This window comes from Halomonas sp. KO116, assembly GCF_000734975.2.
Taxonomy (GTDB): domain Bacteria; phylum Pseudomonadota; class Gammaproteobacteria; order Pseudomonadales; family Halomonadaceae; genus Vreelandella; species Vreelandella glaciei.
On sequence record NZ_CP011052.1, the window covers coordinates 334,420 to 349,976 of the forward strand.

A 15,557-nucleotide genomic window follows, 5' to 3' on the forward strand; every position below is an offset into this window, starting at 1 on the left:
TCTAGTGGGCGTTAGTAACGTTGTCGATTCACTTATTGATAAGGCTGCCTTTAGGCGCTGCCCCTCGCCGTACGGATTCGCTCGTAGGCATTGCCGATTTCGCTGGTACGCGCTTGGGCGATGTCGCGCATGCTTTCGGGCAGGCCTTTACCGGCCAGTTTATCCGGGTGGTTTTGACTCATTAGGCGGCGATAAGCTTTCTTGATCTCGGCATCGCTGGCGTCATCAGAAACTCCTAATACACGGTAAGCGTCTTTCAGTGCTTCTTCGCTGGCGCCTTGGGAGTTAGCCGCGGCGCCGTGGAGCATCGCTTCGATCTGTTGAACTTCAGCGTCGCTGCAGCCGACGCCGCGGGCGACACGCAGAATCATCTCGTGTTCGGCGGGGTGAAGCACGCCATCGGCAGCAATCGCCGAGAGCTGAACCTGGATAAATACTTGGCGCAGCACCGGCTGGCGCTGGGTGAGGCGGTTAACGTTGGCCAGTTCGGCGTCCAAATTGAAATCATCGGCGCGGCCACGCTCGAAGGCGGCGCGGGCTTTGGCGCGCTGCTCGCCCTGGAGGTGCATCTGGTCAAACAGTTTCTCGGCAACGTCCAACTCGCCGTCGGTCACTTTACCGTCGGCTTGGCACAGACAGCCCATCACGGAGAAGATCGACTCCAGAAAGCCTTCCTGGATGCGCATGCGGGCGATATTAAGACGACGGCTAAGGCGCTTGCCTAGCCACCAGCCCAGGCCACCGCCAATCAGGAGACCCACCGGGCCACCAAACGCAAGGCCAATCAAAGCGAAGATAATAATTAGAAATAGCATATGGGTCTCAAAAGTAATTTAAAAAATAATGGCTTATGGCAGTCGAGCGCGAATAGCCCGCTCTATGCCATCGTTATCCAGTCGGCAGTCGGCAAGCAGCTGCGCGGGCGTGCCATGCTCCACAAAAGCGTCCGGCAGGCCGAGATTGAGCACTTCCACCTGGACGCCTTCAGCGTGGAGTAGCTCATTCACGGCACTACCCGCGCCACCGGCAATCACGTTCTCTTCCAGGGTCACCAGCAGCTCGTGCTCGTCAGCGGCGTGCAGCAGCGCATCGCGATCCAGCGGTTTGATGGAGCGCATATTGATGTGAGTCGCATTGAGCCGTTCGGCGACTTCCGCTGCGGCGCTGTTGAGACTGCCAAACGCGAGCAGCGCAATGCGCACACCGTCGTTGGCGGCCTGGCGGCGCACCTCGGCTTTGCCGATGGTCAGCGGCTCAAGGTGTGTAGGTATTGCTACGCCTGGACCGGTGCCACGGGGGTAGCGCACCGCGGCAGGGCCAGGGTGGTGATAGGCCGCACTCAGCATAGCCCGGCACTCGGCTTCATCCGCCGGGGCCAGAATCACCATGCCGGGCACACAGCGCAGAAAGGAGAGATCCATGCTGCCGTGGTGCGTGGGGCCGTCTTCGCCGACTAAGCCTGCACGGTCAATGGCAAAGGTGACGTCCAGGTTCTGCACCGCCACATCATGAATCAACTGGTCGTAACCGCGTTGTAGAAAGGTGGAATAAATTGCCACCACTGGCTTCATGCCTTCGCAGGCCATACCTGCTGCGAGCGTTACCGCGTGCTGCTCGGCAATCGCTACATCGAAATAGCGTTGTGGGTACTCTTTAGAGAAGCGAATCAGGTCGGAGCCCTCGCGCATCGCGGGGGTAATGCCCATTAAGCGCGAATCGGCGGCGGCCATATCGCAAAGCCAATCACCGAAAACATTGCAGTATTTTTTCTTGGCGACGGCTTGTTTAATGATGGGTTTCTTGGCGGCGCCGTTACTGGCAGCAGTGCTGGGCTTTTCCAGCTTGGTAATGGCGTGATAGCCAATCTGGTCGGCCTCGGCAGGCAAGAAACCTTTACCTTTTACCGTTTTGATATGCAGGAACTGCGGGCCGTCGAGGTCGCGCAGGTTTTCCAGCGTATCGGTTAGCGCGCTGAGGTCGTGACCATCAATGGGGCCAACGTAGTTAAAACCCATCTCCTCAAACAGCGTGGCGGGGCTGACCATGCCTTTCATATGCTCTTCGGTGCGTCGGGCAAGTTCCAGTGCGCCGGGCAGGTGCGAAAGCACTTTTTTGCTCTCTTCGCGTATTTTCAGGTAAGGCTTGCTGGAGAGCACCCGGGCTAGGTAGGTCGCCATGCCGCCGACATTCTCGGAAATCGACATTTCGTTGTCGTTTAGCACCACCAGCAGGTTGGCATCCACGTGGCCCGCGTGGGCCAGAGCTTCGAAGGCCATGCCCGCGGTAAGCGCACCGTCGCCAATAATCGCACATACGTGTCGCTTATCGCCCTGTGCTTTGGCTGCCAGCGCCATGCCCAGCGCCGCTGAAATCGATGTGCTGGAGTGGCCCACACCGAAAGTGTCGTACTCGGACTCGGCGCGGCGAGGAAACGCCGCCAGCCCACCGTGCTGGCGAATACTGAGCATCGTCTCGCGGCGGCCGGTGAGGATTTTATGCGGATAAGCCTGGTGGCCAACGTCCCAGACTAAGCGGTCATGGGGGGTATTAAAGGCGTGGTGCAGGGCAACGCTCAACTCGACCACACCAAGGCCCGCGCCAAAGTGGCCGCCGGAAACGCCCACGCTATAGAGCAGGTAGGCGCGTAGCTCGTCGGCCAGTTGGGCGAGCTGGGAGGCATTCATGGCCCGCAGCGCGGCGGGATGATCAAAGGAGTCGAGCAGCGGCGTCGTGGGGCGCTCGCGGGGGATTTCGTCGAACAGCTTCATGGGCATCTTTAGTGGTCGCGCTCGATCATATAGTGGGCTAAGTCGGCCAGCGGTGCGGCACGTTCGCCCAGTGGGGCGAGCGCGGCAATGGCCTCGTCAATCAGGCTGTGCGCTTTGCGTTGAGCGCCCTCTAATCCCAGCAGGCTGGGGTAGGTAGGCTTCGCGCGTGCGGCATCGGCGCCTGACGTTTTGCCTAGGGTAACGGTATCGCCGGTCACATCCAGGATGTCGTCGTGAATCTGAAAGGCTAGTCCAATGGCGCGAGCGTAGCGAGTAAGCGCATTTAAACGGGGGTCATCATCCGCCACGGCTACCAGGCCGCCCATACGTACTGCAGCGACAATCAGGGCGCCGGTTTTATGAGCGTGCATATGGGCCAGAGCGTCGACATCCGGGTGGCCGCCGACGGCGTCTAAATCCAGCGCCTGCCCGGCCACCATGCCATCCCGGCCAGAGGCCGCAGCCAAGGTGTGCACCAAATGGCCCAGCCGTGGATGAGCGTTGCTGGCCAGCACTTCAAACGCCAGCGACTGCAGGGCATCGCCGGCGAGAATCGCGCTCGCTTCATCAAAGGCTTTATGCACCGTGGGCTGACCGCGGCGCAAGTCGTCGTCATCCATGGCCGGTAGGTCATCGTGGATCAATGAGTAAGCGTGGATTAACTCAATCGCGGCAGCGGGCGCGTCTAGCGCTTTGTCTTCTGCACCCAGTGCGTGGCCAGCCATATACACCAACAGGGGGCGCAGGCGTTTGCCTCCTGCCAGCAATCCGTGGCGCATGGCGGCCTCAAGCCTTGGTGCTACCGCCGGGCGACTATCAAACAGTGCCGCGAGGGTAGCGTCTACGCGGGCATTACTGGTGTGGCGCAGGGTGGCAAGCGGGCTAGGCTTCGTGGCTACCATGGGGGCGTCTCCTTGCTTTCATCCTCGGCCACATCCTTGGGGTCGTCGGGGCCAGCGAAGGGCGCTACATTTAAGCGCCCTTCGCTGTCTTCACTTAGCGCCCGCACTTTAAGTTCGGCGCTATCCAGGCGCTGCTGGGCATCGCGGGTTAGCCGCACGCCCTGTTCAAACGCGGTCAGCGCATCTTCCAATGAGAGCTCGCCTGACTCAAGACGTTCAACGATGGTTTCGAGTTGTTCAACCGTCGCGGCGAAATCCTGCGGAGGTGATGTGGTGTCGCTCATTGGGGTATGCCTGCCAACCGGTATGTTTTTAAAATAAGCTGAAATAAGCCCACAGTATACACCGACGCCAGGGGGTGGCGTCTGCCTTTCCACCTACGCTGTTGGTAACGACTTGCGGTTCATTCATTGTCAGCACGCAGACTTTTCATCATCTTGACCCGGCGTGAATGGGGCTGTCTGTGCTACGATATGCGCCTCCCGTGAACCGATACACGGCGCATGCCGCCGACCATAGAGGTTGATTCAGCCATGGCCAAAACGTCCCTGGACAAGAGCAAGATCAAGATCCTGCTACTCGAGGGCGTCCACCAGAGTGCGGTGGACAATTTTCACAACGCCGGTTATGAAAATATCGAGCATCTGCCCACATCGCTTGATGAAGAAGCGCTGATCGAAAAGATTCGCGACGTTCACTTTATCGGCATCCGTTCCCGCACACAGCTGACTGAGCGCGTGTTCGAGGCGGCGGAGAAGCTGGTCGGCGTTGGCTGTTTCTGTATCGGCACCAATCAGGTCGATTTAACCGCTGCCCTTACCCGTGGTATCGCGGTGTTCAATGCGCCGTACTCCAATACCCGTTCGGTGGCTGAGCTAGTGCTGGCGGAAGCGATTATGCTGCTGCGCGGTATTCCTGAGAAAAACGCCCGTGCCCACCAGGGCGGTTGGTTGAAATCAGCCAAGAACTCCCACGAAGCGCGCGGTAAAACGTTAGGCATAGTGGGCTACGGCAGCATCGGTGCGCAGCTTTCTGTGTTAGCCGAGTCGCTAGGCTTTAACGTTATTTTTTACGATGTGATTGCCAAGCTGGGCATGGGTAATGCCAGCCAGGTATCGAGCCTTGAAGAGTTGTTGGGGCGCGCCGATGTGGTCAGCCTGCACGTGCCTGACCTGGCCTCTACCCGCTGGATGATCGGTGAGAAAGAGATCGCAGCCATGAAACAAGGCGCGATCTTGATTAATGCCGCGCGCGGCAGTGTGGTAGAAATCGAGCCGCTGGCGGATGCGATTAAAGCGGGCAAGCTAAACGGTGCCGCTATCGACGTATTCCCCGTTGAGCCAAAAGGCAACAACGAAGAGTTTCAGAGCCCACTACGCGGCTTGGAAAACGTGATTCTGACCCCGCACGTCGGTGGTTCTACTCTGGAAGCGCAGGAGAACATTGGGATCGAAGTGTCGGAAAAACTGATCACTTACTCCGACAACGGCACCACCGTGACGTCGGTTAACTTCCCCGAAGTGGCACTGCCCGCTCACCCGGACAAGCACCGTTTGCTGCATATTCACGACAACGTGCCGGGCGTGCTGTCGCAAATTAACCGGGTACTGTCTGAAAACGGCATCAACATCTCGGGCCAGTATCTGCAGACCAACGAGAAAGTGGGTTATGTGGTTATCGATGTCGATAAAGCTTACGGCCCTCAGGCGCTGGAAGCGTTGCGTGAGGTAGACCACACGCTGAAAATTCGTGCGCTCTACTCATCGCAAAATAGCTAATCCTGTTAGCTAAAACGTTGATTCAGAAACTAAACGGCCCCTTAATTGGGGCCGTTTTGGTTAGCGTCGAATAACAACTAATCAAGCTAGATCAAACAGCAGTACTTCGCCTGCCTGCTTACCGGTGAGATTGATCGTCTCATCCGGTTGGAATGCGGCAGCGTCGCCTGCGCTTAATGTCTCCCCGTTTACCTCCATTTCACCATTGACCACATGCAGCCAAGCGTGGCGCGAAGGTGGTGCGGTTGGTTGTTCGCCAGCGCTAAACAAGCCGGCGTAAAGATTGAGGTCCTGATTAATACTCACTGAGCCTTCGCGACCCTGTTCAGAAGCGACTAACCGCCACTGGCCCTGACGTTCGGCGGTAGGAAACGCCTTCTGCTCATAGCTGGGTTTAATGCCGAGCTGTTTTGGCTCAATCCAGATTTGTAGGAAGTGGAGCCCGTTCTCCTTGGAGTGGTTGAACTCGCTATGCAGCACGCCGGTGCCCGCTGACATGCGCTGCACATCGCCTGGGCGCATTACCTCACCGTTGCCCATGTTGTCTTTGTGCTCCATCTCACCTTCCAGCACGTAGGAAATAATCTCCATATCCCGGTGAGGGTGGGCGCCAAAACCATGGCCGCCGGTTACGCGATCTTCATTGATCACGCGCAAAGCGCGAAACCCCATATGGTTGCGGTCAACGTAGTTGGCAAACGAAAAGGTATGGAATGAGCGTAACCAGCCGTGGTCGGCGTAGCCGCGCTCGTTTGAACGACGAATAATCATGCTGTGCTCCGCAGGTTGCGTGAGGGAATAGTGACAATATACGCCTCGTTGAAGTCGCGTGGGGTGAAGGTTTCAGTACGTTTCTGTCGAATAAATCGATGTATTAAATGTGATTGCCAGCGCTAAACTTTTGGTTAGCTTTCGAGTAAAATCCTCGCCTCTTCTAACCCGGTCCGCCCTTTGCGAGGGTGACTACCTGGAGTTTTACATGTCAGTATCCATTGCTATGCCTAACCCAGTGCCGCCCATTGTGGTCGCAGCGCTGTACAAATTTGTCACCCTGAATGACTTTGAAGCGCTGCGCGAGCCGCTGCGCCAAACCATGCTCGATAACGATGTAAAGGGCACCCTGCTACTCGCTAAAGAGGGTATTAACGGCACGGTGGCGGGCAGCCGCGAGGGCATTGATGGATTGCTGGCTTGGCTGACTGCTGACCCACGCTTAGCTGATATTGATCACAAAGAGTCCTATTGCGACGAAACGCCGTTCTACCGCACCAAGGTGAAGCTCAAAAAAGAGATCGTCACCCTCGGCGTACCGGATATCGACCCCAACGACACCGTGGGCACTTACGTCGAGCCGGAAAACTGGAACGACATCATCGCCGACCCCGAAGTGCTGGTGATCGATACCCGCAACGATTACGAAGTAGCCATTGGCAGCTTCGAGCGGGCGATAGACCCGAAAACCACCACCTTCCGCGAATTTCCCGAGTACGTGCGCGAGCACTACGACCCGGAAAAGCACAAGAAAGTGGCGATGTTCTGCACCGGCGGCATCCGCTGTGAAAAAGCCTCCAGCTTTATGCTTAAAGAGGGTTTTGAAGAGGTCTACCACCTGAAAGGCGGCGTGCTGAACTACCTGGAAAAAGTCCCGCAAGAGCAGTCGCTATGGAAAGGTGAGTGTTTTGTGTTCGATAACCGCGTGACGGTTCGCCACGATTTGAGCAAGGGTGAGTTTGAGCAGTGCCACGCCTGCCGCATGCCGATTTCCGCCGAGGATATGCAGTCTTCCGCTTATGAGCCGGGGATTAGTTGCCCTCACTGCATCGATTCGCTGCCAGAAAAGACCCGCGCCGCCGCCCGTGAACGCCAGCGCCAGATTGACTTAGCCAAACAACGCGGCGAGCCGCACCCCTTAGGCCGTGATACCCGCCTAATGAAAAAAGCCTGATAAAAAAGAGTGTGCGCTAGACTGATGGGCAAAGTGTTACTCAACCCCAGGAGTTCACCATGCCCATCACCTCTGACGGTCTATCGTCAACGGCTTCCCCTCTACAGCGCCTTGACCAGCAGGGCGTAACAACGCTGACAATGAGCACACCGGAGCGCTTTAACGCGCTCTCGGAAGCCATGCTACAAGCCCTTAACGATGCGCTAACCGAGATTGCCAACGATAGCAGCGTTCGCTGCGTGGTACTTGCCGCCGAAGGCAAAGCCTTCTGTGCTGGTCATGATCTCAAGCAGATGCGCGCTAACCCCGATAAAGCTTACTACCAGGCGCTATTTGCCCGCTGTGGCGAGGTCATGCAGGCCATTGTGAATCTCCCCGTGCCGGTAATTGCTAAAGTCCAGGGCATCGCCACTGCCGCGGGCTGCCAACTGGTGGCGAGCTGTGACTTGGCGGTGGCGGCGCGCAGTGCCCGCTTTGCCGTTTCCGGTATCAACGTTGGGCTTTTTTGCTCTACCCCGGCGGTAGCGCTGTCGCGAAACGTTGCCCGTAAGCGCGCCATGGAGATGCTGCTTACCGGGGAGTTTATCAGCGCCGAGCAGGCGGCCGAGTGGGGCTTGATTAACCGCGTGGCAGAGGACGATGCGCTGGATGAGGCAACTAAACAGATGACGGACAGTATCTGCGCTAAAAGCGCCGTTGCGGTGCGTACCGGAAAAGCCATGTTTGCCCGCCAGCTTGCCATGCCGCTCGATGAAGCCTACGCCTTCGCCGGAGAAACCATGGCCTGCAATATGTTGGCCGAGGATGTGGGCGAAGGGATCGATGCGTTTATCGCCAAACGGCCACCGCAGTGGCGGCACCGCTAAGATGACGTCATTGAATGAATGGAATTCGTTTCCGTAAACGCGACAATCGCCATGTTGACACGTTATCCTGACGCCCTTTGTGTTTTCAGGTAATGCGCCGTCAGCAAGGGCGCTTTTAGTCAGTAGTAGGGGCGCTTTTGGGAGCGTCTTTTTAGGAGCGCCTTTTAGGAGAAAGCCAGGTGAGTGAAGCCAAACGCAGGACGGTCGGTCGTCCGGCGAGTACCGCCAAAGCCAGCGGAGGCCATAGCCAGTCGCTGGTACGTGGCTTAACGCTGCTGGAGTACCTTGCGGCCAGCCCGCTTGGGTTGGCCCTTTCAGAAGTGGCGGAGATGGCCGAATTGGCGCCCTCTACCACCCACCGCTTGCTACAAGCCTTGCAGAGCCAGGGGTTTGTGACCCAGGAGAACGAGCAGGGCCTATGGCGAATAGATGTTAAAACCTTCCGTATCGGCAATAGCTTTCTTGAAGCCCGCGATGTAGTGGCCACAAGTCGCCCCTTTCTGCGCCGCTTAACCGCTGAAACCGGCGAGACCGCTAATTTGGGGATTCGCGATGGGGCCACGGCGGTATTTCTAGCTCAGCACGAATCTCCCCAGATGATGCGCATGATCACCCGCCTAGGTTCCCGCGCGCCGTTGCACGCCTCCGGTGTCGGTAAAGCGTTGCTGGCGCGGATGCCTGATGATGAGCGCGCTCAATTGCTGGATGGCCGTGAGCTAGCCAGAGTGACCGCTAATACGCTTTATCAGCCCGAGACCCTGCAAGAGGAAACCCAGCAAATTCGCGCTCAGGGTTTTGCCTGTGACCGTGAGGAGCACGCGATCGGCCTGCACTGCGTCGCTGCCTGCATCTTTGACGAACACAGTACCCCGCTGGCGGCGATTTCCGTTTCAGGCCCCATGGCGCGTATCCCTGAAGCGCGGCTGTTAACGCTGGGCGCACTGGTACGCCAAACGGCCGATGAAATCACCCAACAGTTGGGTGGGCAGGTGCCACGCTAACGCGGGCCGCTGAGTTATGTTAAGCCTGTTTTTTGTCGCTTTGGTCAGCGCCACACTGCTACCCGGCGGGTCGGAAGTGTGGCTGGCGCGGCTGTGGTGTATGGGCGAACCACCGCTGGCGCTGTGGCTACTCGCCACTACCGGCAATACCCTGGGCAGCATGATCAACGTTGCATTAGGCCGCTATGCCCGCCAGTTTCAAGATCGCCGCTGGTTTCCCGCCTCGCCACGAAGCCTGGCGCGTGCAGAGGGTTGGTATCACCGCTTTGGGGAGCTAAGCCTACTGATTTCATGGGCGCCGATTATTGGCGACCCCCTTACCGTGTTGGCCGGCGTGTTCCGGCTGCCCTGGTGGCGGGCACTGGCGTGGATTGTGATCGCTAAGGGCGCCCGCTACGCTGTGGTATTACTGCTTGCGCACTACTGGCTAGCACCGCTATGCCTGTGAAACGTGTTGTTAATTAAGGCATGTTACCCTGTACAACTTTTTAACAAGCTGCACAGGCAGTGTAGAGTGTAAGCAGCCGTTAGATTGAAAAGAATACTCACCCGAAAGGAGATTAAGGTGTGAAGCCACTTCGTTTATTACCCTGGCTAGGTGTCTGGCTGTTGGCAATGATTGCCTTCATGGCCACACCAGCAATGGCACAAAGCACGCCGAGTGAAGCGGCCAGCGCCGAAGGCACTGCATCATCAGAAGCCCCGGCACCGACGTCTTATGAGGCGCTGGCCGATTTATTGGAAGATGAGCAGTCGCGACAAGAGTTGATTGAGATGTTGCGCCATCAAGCCTCAGCGCTGCCCGAGGGGATTGCCACCGAACTCTCGCCAGAAGCTGCTGCACAAGGCAGTGAGATAGCGCCGGAGGATGTCTCGTTGCCGCGCCAACTAGCCGAACTCACCAGTCGTGTGGTTAGTGACGTGGGTGGGCAGTTTGAGCAAGTGGTTAGCATTGTAGGTGGGCTATTAGCCGGTCAAGAGGCTGATAGTGTCTTTGACATGGCCGCGTTCACCAGTGCGGCGATTAATCTGGGCCTTGTGATTGTCGCGACATTTGCGATGTTTATGATTTTCAGGCGCTTGGCGAAGCCGCTGTTTACCAAAATCAGCGGCTGGTCGCTAAATGGCAAAAATTTAACCCCCGTTTTACGCTTGGTTTTCTGCGTGGCGATTGCGGCGGTCATCGATGTGCTGCTTGTGGGCTTGGCCTATGTGGGTGGTAATCTGCTGGCTACCTTTGCGATTGGTGAAGCCGGAGAGCTTTCGACCCGCGCCTCCCTATTCTTAAATGCCTTCCTGGTCATCGAGCTGCTCAAAGCCGGTGTGCGGATGCTGTTTTCGTCGCGCTACGAAGGGCTGCGGCTACTGCCAATTTCAGCCCAGGAGGCGTCCTATTGGAACCGCTGGTTAGCCCGTTTGATCGGCATGGTCGGTTACGGCCTGATGGTGGTAGTGCCGCTGGTTAACTTTTACGTGGCAGCCTCGCTGGGTCAGGCCGTCGGCACGCTGATAATGGTGCTGGCGTTTATCTATGCAGTGGTCGTGGTAGTACGTAACCGCACCCGCCTGCGCGATAATCTCAATGAGATGGCGGCAAAATCAACCTTAACCGCCAGCCGCGTCTCGCTGCAGCTATTTGCGCGCACTTGGCACCTGTTCGCGCTGCTGTATTTCTTGATTGTGTTTGTATTGACGCTGACGCGCCCCGGTGATGCGCTTCCGTTTGTGATGTACGCCACCCTGAAGTCATTGGCCGCGATTGTCGTTGGGCTGTTGGTGTCGTCCTTTCTTACTCAGACCATTGGCCGCCGTATCACGCTGTCAGACGACCTGCGGCGCAAACTGCCGTTGCTTGAAAAGCGCCTGAATAGCTACGTTCCCAATGCGTTGCGTGTGCTGCGTACCGTCATTCTGATCGTGGTCATCATGATGGTGTTGAACGCCTGGGGCGCGTTTGATTTAGCCGCTTGGTATGCCTCTGAACGCGGTGCCAATCTGGTCGGCAATCTGGTCGGTGTCGCGGTGATTTTGATTGTCGCGCTAGCGGTTTGGCTGGGGCTGGCGAGCCTGATTGAGCATAAGCTCAACCCGGAAACCGGCTACGGCGAACCTTCAGCACGGGCTAAAACGCTGCTTAGTCTGTTCCGCAATGCGCTGGCAATCGCCATGGTAACGATTACCGGCATGATCGTGCTGTCGGAAATCGGTATCAATATCGGTCCGCTGATTGCCGGTGCTGGTGTACTCGGTCTGGCCATTGGTTTTGGCGCGCAGAAGCTGGTGCAAGACGTTATTACCGGGGTGTTTATCCAGGTTGAAAATGCCATGAACACTGGCGATGTCGTAACGGTAGGTGGCGTGACAGGTACCGCCGAACGGCTAAGCATCCGCTCGGTCGGCATCCGCGACTTGTCTGGTACTTATCACATCGTGCCGTTCTCAAGCGTGGACACCGTTTCCAACTACATGCGTGAGTACGGCAACCATGTGGGCGAATACGGTATTGGCTATAACGAGAGCATCGACGAAGCTATTGAGCAGCTCCAATTGGCCTTTGAAGATCTTAAAGCCAGCGAAGAGCACGGGAATAAGCTGCTCGCTGACCTCACCGTGGCGGGTGTGGTGGCCCTGGCGGATAGCTCCGTGAACATTCGTGTGGTGATCAAAACCACGCCGGGCGACCAGTGGGGTGTTGGCCGCGCTTATAATCGCTTGGTGAAGTTGCGCTTCGATGAGGCGGGTATTGAAATTCCCTTCCCGCATACCACGCTCTACTTTGGTGAGACCAAAAATGGGAAGACACCACCTGCCAATGTGCGGGTCTTGGAGTCAACCGCTAAAGAGAAGGAAGTGGAAGAGAAGCCCATCGTGCAGGAAGAGAGCCAGGCGAGTGTTCAGCAAACCCGCGAACCTGATCACCTCAAGCCTGACCACGATGACGTCGATGAAAGGTAGTGTGTGATTGACGACACCGTAAGCATAAGTGAGGCCGCCTTTGGGCGGCCTCACTGCGTTTTAACGATGCTCGTTGTTAGCTGCTGCCGCTTCTTAAAGAAGCATCGGCTTATAATGCATGTTTATAAAGTATAGTTTTCCGAGTGGCGCCCCTCAATATTGATGGACTCACCGCCATCGACAAACAGGATTTGACCGGCCACAAAAGCGTTATTCAATAAATAGTGCAAAGCCTGTACAAGATGGGCAGGATCACCCTGTCGCTTAAGCGGAATACCTTCAATACGCCACTGGACATAGTCACTGGTGCGCTGGGAGGCAGGTAGTACCACGCCAGGGGCAAGGCCATTAATGCGAATACGCGGGGCGAACTCCAGCGCCGCCATGTGAGTCATCTCCGCTAAACTCTTTTTCGACAGTAAATACGCCGCATAGGGGTATTGGTGATAGGCCACTTTGTTATCAATGATATTGATCACCTGGCCCTCTTGAACCACCTCGGCAAAGTGGCGCGTCAGCAGTAGCGGGGTAAACATATTGACTCGGAACTGAGCTTCCAGCATCGCCAGATCCGTCCCGGCTATCGGTGCTGGCTCATAGGCGGAAGCGCTATTCAGCAGCAAACTAAGCCCTGGGAAGCGCTGCTTTGCCGACTGCAGTAAGACGTGTAGATCGTCGTTTAAAAAATCGCAGTGAAATATTTCACACTCTCGTCCTTTGGCGCGAATGCCGCTGGCGACCTCTTCAGCCTCCTCGCGGGAGCGATTGACGTGCAGTGCAATATCATATCCCGCATCGGCCAATGCTTCAGAAAAGTATCGGCCCAAGCGAGTGGCACCGCCGGTGACCAAAGCAGCTTGTTGGTGCATAAAGCGTTCCCTATCGTTTTATGGATATGCAAAACTCTCTGCGTGAGTGCAGCGTTTGTCAATAACTTATACAGAGCTTAAAACATGGCAGGGGCCTGGAGGTATTTATAATGCTGGCTCACAATAGGGTAGTTCCATGTTTCTTAGAAAACGCCACTAACACAGGATGTCGCCATGCTACCCACGACGTTGCCTAGCGAGCAGGCTGCCGCCCTCCATGAGTGTTTGATCTCCCTGGGGTCCAATATCGATCCTGAACATTATTTTGATCAGGCGCTGACGATTCTTAGCCAGGAATGCAAGCTCTTGGCGTGCTCAAAAGCGATACGCACAACACCGGTAGGTTATCAGCAGCAGCCTGATTTCTTAAATGCAGCACTATTAGTCAGCACGTCACTTGAGCAAGAAGCGTTTCGCGCCTACCTCAAAGAAGTGGAAGACCGGTTAGGTCGAGTACGCGGCGCGATTAAGTCAGGGCCACGCACGATGGATCTCGATATGGTGGCGTGGAATGGGGAAGTTGTGGATGAGGGTTACTACCAGCATGACTATGTAAAAGTACCGGTCGACGAAGTGCTCGCCAGCAGTGGCCGCACCCTTGAACCAGTAAAACGCTCATGATTTTTATGGCTAGGCCGATAGTAACGTTATAGCCGCCCAGCGTCTGGGTCGGTTAGCTTCCTCCGGAGGCGTGCGCCTCTCATCTGGTTACGTATCAATAGCGCTAAAGATGACCCGGCAGGGCAGGCGATTGCTAAACGTATGGCGGCGAAAATCAATGGTATGACCCAGGCCAACCAGCAGCCGCAGATGATTCTGCGCCTGCTGGAAGGGATATAAGGTAGCCAGGGCCAGAGCGGCTTACCTATTCAATGATGCCCTGTTCGCGGGCCATGGCGTAGGCTGCCTGTGGACCATTCCAGAGCGATGGCAACAGTATCAACGACACCGGAATCGCGGTGATAACAATGAACTGCTGCAACGCGCCAATCTGACCAGCACCCATATACAGCAGTACCGCCGCCATTAGCGCCATGGCAATCCCCCAAAACGCCCGCATGACCGGGCTCGGGTTATCGTGCCCCGCGCCGACCACCGCAATGGCGTAACTCATTGAGTCACCGGTGGTCGCTACGAAAATCGTCGTCAGCAGTAAAATGGCTAGCGCCATCCAGGTGCCGCCGGGCAATGCCTGGGCAACGGTTAACGTGGCGACATCAAACTGAAAGTTATTAAGTGCTTCGGTTAAATCGATCACGCCATTAAGCTGGTAGTAGATGCCCGAGCCCCCAAGCAGGGTAAACCAAACGGTAGTGGCGATAGGCGCGAGAATCGCCACTGCCACAATCATTTCGCGAATGCTGCGCCCGCGGGAAATCCGCGCCACAAAAATCGCCATCACGGGGGCATAGCCGATAAACCAGGCAAAGAAAAACACCGTCCACCACTGCATCCACCACGCTGGGGCGGTTTCTGCGGTCATGGTCGCCATGGTAAAGAATTCGCTGACATAAGCGCCCATGCCGGAAACATAGCTATTGACCAAAAACAGCGTTGGGCCAAAGACAATAATCACCGCCCCAATACCTAGCGCCAGCAGCACGTTAAAACGGCTAAGTATTTGAATGCCTTTGTGTACACCGCTCATGGAGGAGAGCACGTAGATGCTGGCAAGTATGCCCAGAATAATCAGTTGGCCGGTGTAGCCTTCCGGCAGCCCAAACAGCTCATGAAGACCAAAACTAACCTGAGTGGCCAGAAAGCCAATGGGTCCAACCGTGCCCGCAACTAACGCAATCACACAGCAGGCGTCGACTAAACCGCCCAGTGGGCCACGCATTAAGCGTTCACCGAGTATCGGGTAGAGTAGCGTACGTGGTTGCAGCGGCTGGCCTTTTACGTAATGTGCATGGGCGAGAACCACCGCTGTTAATGACCCCAGTACCGCCCAGGCCATAAAGCCCCAATGCATAAAGGACTGACCTAAAGCGCCAGAAACGGCTGCAGCGGTGCCCGCTTCGCTATTAAAGGCAGGGGGCGTCACTACAAAGTGGTAAACCGGCTCGCCGGCGGCAAAAAATACGCCACCCCCCGCCAACAGGGTGCACAAAATGATCGATAGCCATTTAAACGTGCTCATTTCTGGTGCAGCTAAGTTGCCGATTTTAGCTTTTGCAGCCGGCGTCATCGCTAAGCCAATGGCAATAAAGAACGTCATCAGCAGTAGTAACTGGAAATAGCTACCTAACACTAACGCCGTCCACGCGAAACCTGCGCTGATACTATCCGCCACTAGGGCTACGTCGTAAAACGACAGCGCCAGAAAAGCGACAATAAAGCCGATACTCAAGATCAGCACAATGGGATCGCCAAGTGAGAAACGCTGGGAACCCTCAGCGTTGGGGCTGGGTTGGTTCATGTTTAATACCTTATGGGGGAGCAAGGGGAAGGTGGAAAAAAAGCTTATCAAAGC

The 15,557-nt window shown here is 56.4% G+C and carries 14 protein-coding genes and 1 pseudogene; 8 read left to right on the forward strand and 7 right to left on the reverse strand.

Annotation, left to right across the window (positions count from 1 at the left end; all coding sequences use genetic code 11):
- Positions 1-50: 50 nt before the first annotated feature.
- From djlA to KO116_RS01650, 4 genes are read right to left on the reverse strand one after another with little or no spacing between them, the layout of a single operon-like run.
- Positions 51-815: a co-chaperone DjlA gene (gene djlA / locus KO116_RS01635; protein ID WP_035555129.1), complete on the reverse strand. Its 765-nt coding sequence runs from the start codon at positions 813-815 to the stop codon at positions 51-53.
- A gap of 33 nt (positions 816-848) precedes the next feature.
- The gene (gene dxs / locus KO116_RS01640) at positions 849-2,774 is read right to left on the reverse strand and encodes a 1-deoxy-D-xylulose-5-phosphate synthase (RefSeq protein WP_035555133.1); all 1,926 of its coding nucleotides are present in this window, start codon (positions 2,772-2,774) and stop codon (positions 849-851) included.
- A 2-nt stretch (positions 2,775-2,776) separates the two neighbouring features.
- Entirely contained in the window at positions 2,777-3,670 is an 894-nt protein-coding gene (locus KO116_RS01645) for a farnesyl diphosphate synthase (RefSeq protein WP_035555137.1), read from the reverse strand.
- A complete protein-coding gene (locus KO116_RS01650; protein WP_035555140.1) occupies positions 3,664-3,954 on the reverse strand; it encodes an exodeoxyribonuclease VII small subunit in 291 nt (96 codons plus the stop codon). The genes KO116_RS01645 and KO116_RS01650 overlap by 7 nt, the downstream gene beginning before the upstream one ends.
- A gap of 249 nt (positions 3,955-4,203) precedes the next feature.
- Between KO116_RS01650 and serA the strand changes: the two genes are divergently transcribed.
- Positions 4,204-5,448 carry a phosphoglycerate dehydrogenase gene (serA, locus tag KO116_RS01655; protein ID WP_035555143.1) on the forward strand — a complete coding sequence of 415 codons (1,245 nt, stop codon included), beginning with the start codon at positions 4,204-4,206 and terminating at the stop codon, positions 5,446-5,448.
- 81 nt (positions 5,449-5,529) lie between these two features.
- Here the strand turns inward: serA and KO116_RS01660 are convergent, their stop codons facing one another.
- Complete coding sequence (locus tag KO116_RS01660) at positions 5,530-6,219, reverse strand: pirin family protein (protein WP_035555147.1); 690 nt, start codon at positions 6,217-6,219, stop codon at positions 5,530-5,532.
- Positions 6,220-6,427: 208 nt separating this feature from the next.
- Here KO116_RS01660 and trhO point away from each other — a divergent pair, with 208 nt between their 5' ends.
- The 5 genes from trhO to ybiO all read left to right on the forward strand — a co-directional run bounded on the left by trhO (position 6,428) and on the right by ybiO (position 12,215).
- Complete coding sequence (gene trhO / locus KO116_RS01665; RefSeq protein WP_045812039.1) at positions 6,428-7,393, forward strand: oxygen-dependent tRNA uridine(34) hydroxylase TrhO; 966 nt, start codon at positions 6,428-6,430, stop codon at positions 7,391-7,393.
- Between the two features lie 59 nt (positions 7,394-7,452).
- Positions 7,453-8,259 carry an enoyl-CoA hydratase gene (locus KO116_RS01670; RefSeq protein WP_035555149.1) on the forward strand — a complete coding sequence of 269 codons (807 nt, stop codon included), beginning with the start codon at positions 7,453-7,455 and terminating at the stop codon, positions 8,257-8,259.
- 179 nt (positions 8,260-8,438) lie between these two features.
- Positions 8,439-9,260: an IclR family transcriptional regulator domain-containing protein gene (locus KO116_RS01675; protein ID WP_035555152.1), complete on the forward strand. Its 822-nt coding sequence runs from the start codon at positions 8,439-8,441 to the stop codon at positions 9,258-9,260.
- A 16-nt stretch (positions 9,261-9,276) separates the two neighbouring features.
- Positions 9,277-9,708 (forward strand): YqaA family protein, encoded by a 432-nt coding sequence (locus tag KO116_RS01680; protein ID WP_035555167.1) that lies wholly within the window; start codon positions 9,277-9,279, stop codon positions 9,706-9,708.
- 119 nt (positions 9,709-9,827) lie between these two features.
- Complete coding sequence (ybiO, locus tag KO116_RS01685) at positions 9,828-12,215, forward strand: mechanosensitive channel protein (protein ID WP_035555170.1); 2,388 nt, start codon at positions 9,828-9,830, stop codon at positions 12,213-12,215.
- A gap of 122 nt (positions 12,216-12,337) precedes the next feature.
- Here the strand turns inward: ybiO and KO116_RS01690 are convergent, their stop codons facing one another.
- Positions 12,338-13,084, reverse strand: a complete 747-nt coding sequence (locus tag KO116_RS01690) for an SDR family NAD(P)-dependent oxidoreductase (RefSeq protein ID WP_035555174.1) — start codon at positions 13,082-13,084, stop codon at positions 12,338-12,340.
- A gap of 174 nt (positions 13,085-13,258) precedes the next feature.
- On the opposite strand from KO116_RS01690, the gene folK reads away from it, so the two are divergent.
- Entirely contained in the window at positions 13,259-13,705 is a 447-nt protein-coding gene (gene folK, locus KO116_RS01695; RefSeq protein ID WP_045812040.1) for a 2-amino-4-hydroxy-6-hydroxymethyldihydropteridine diphosphokinase, read from the forward strand.
- An 87-nt stretch (positions 13,706-13,792) separates the two neighbouring features.
- Positions 13,793-13,879 (forward strand): annotated as a pseudogene (locus KO116_RS26240) (flagellin N-terminal helical domain-containing protein); the annotation flags it as partial.
- Positions 13,880-13,949: 70 nt separating this feature from the next.
- Here the strand turns inward: KO116_RS26240 and KO116_RS01700 are convergent.
- Positions 13,950-15,503 carry a BCCT family transporter gene (locus tag KO116_RS01700; RefSeq protein ID WP_035555178.1) on the reverse strand — a complete coding sequence of 518 codons (1,554 nt, stop codon included), beginning with the start codon at positions 15,501-15,503 and terminating at the stop codon, positions 13,950-13,952.
- Positions 15,504-15,557: the final 54 nt, after the last annotated feature.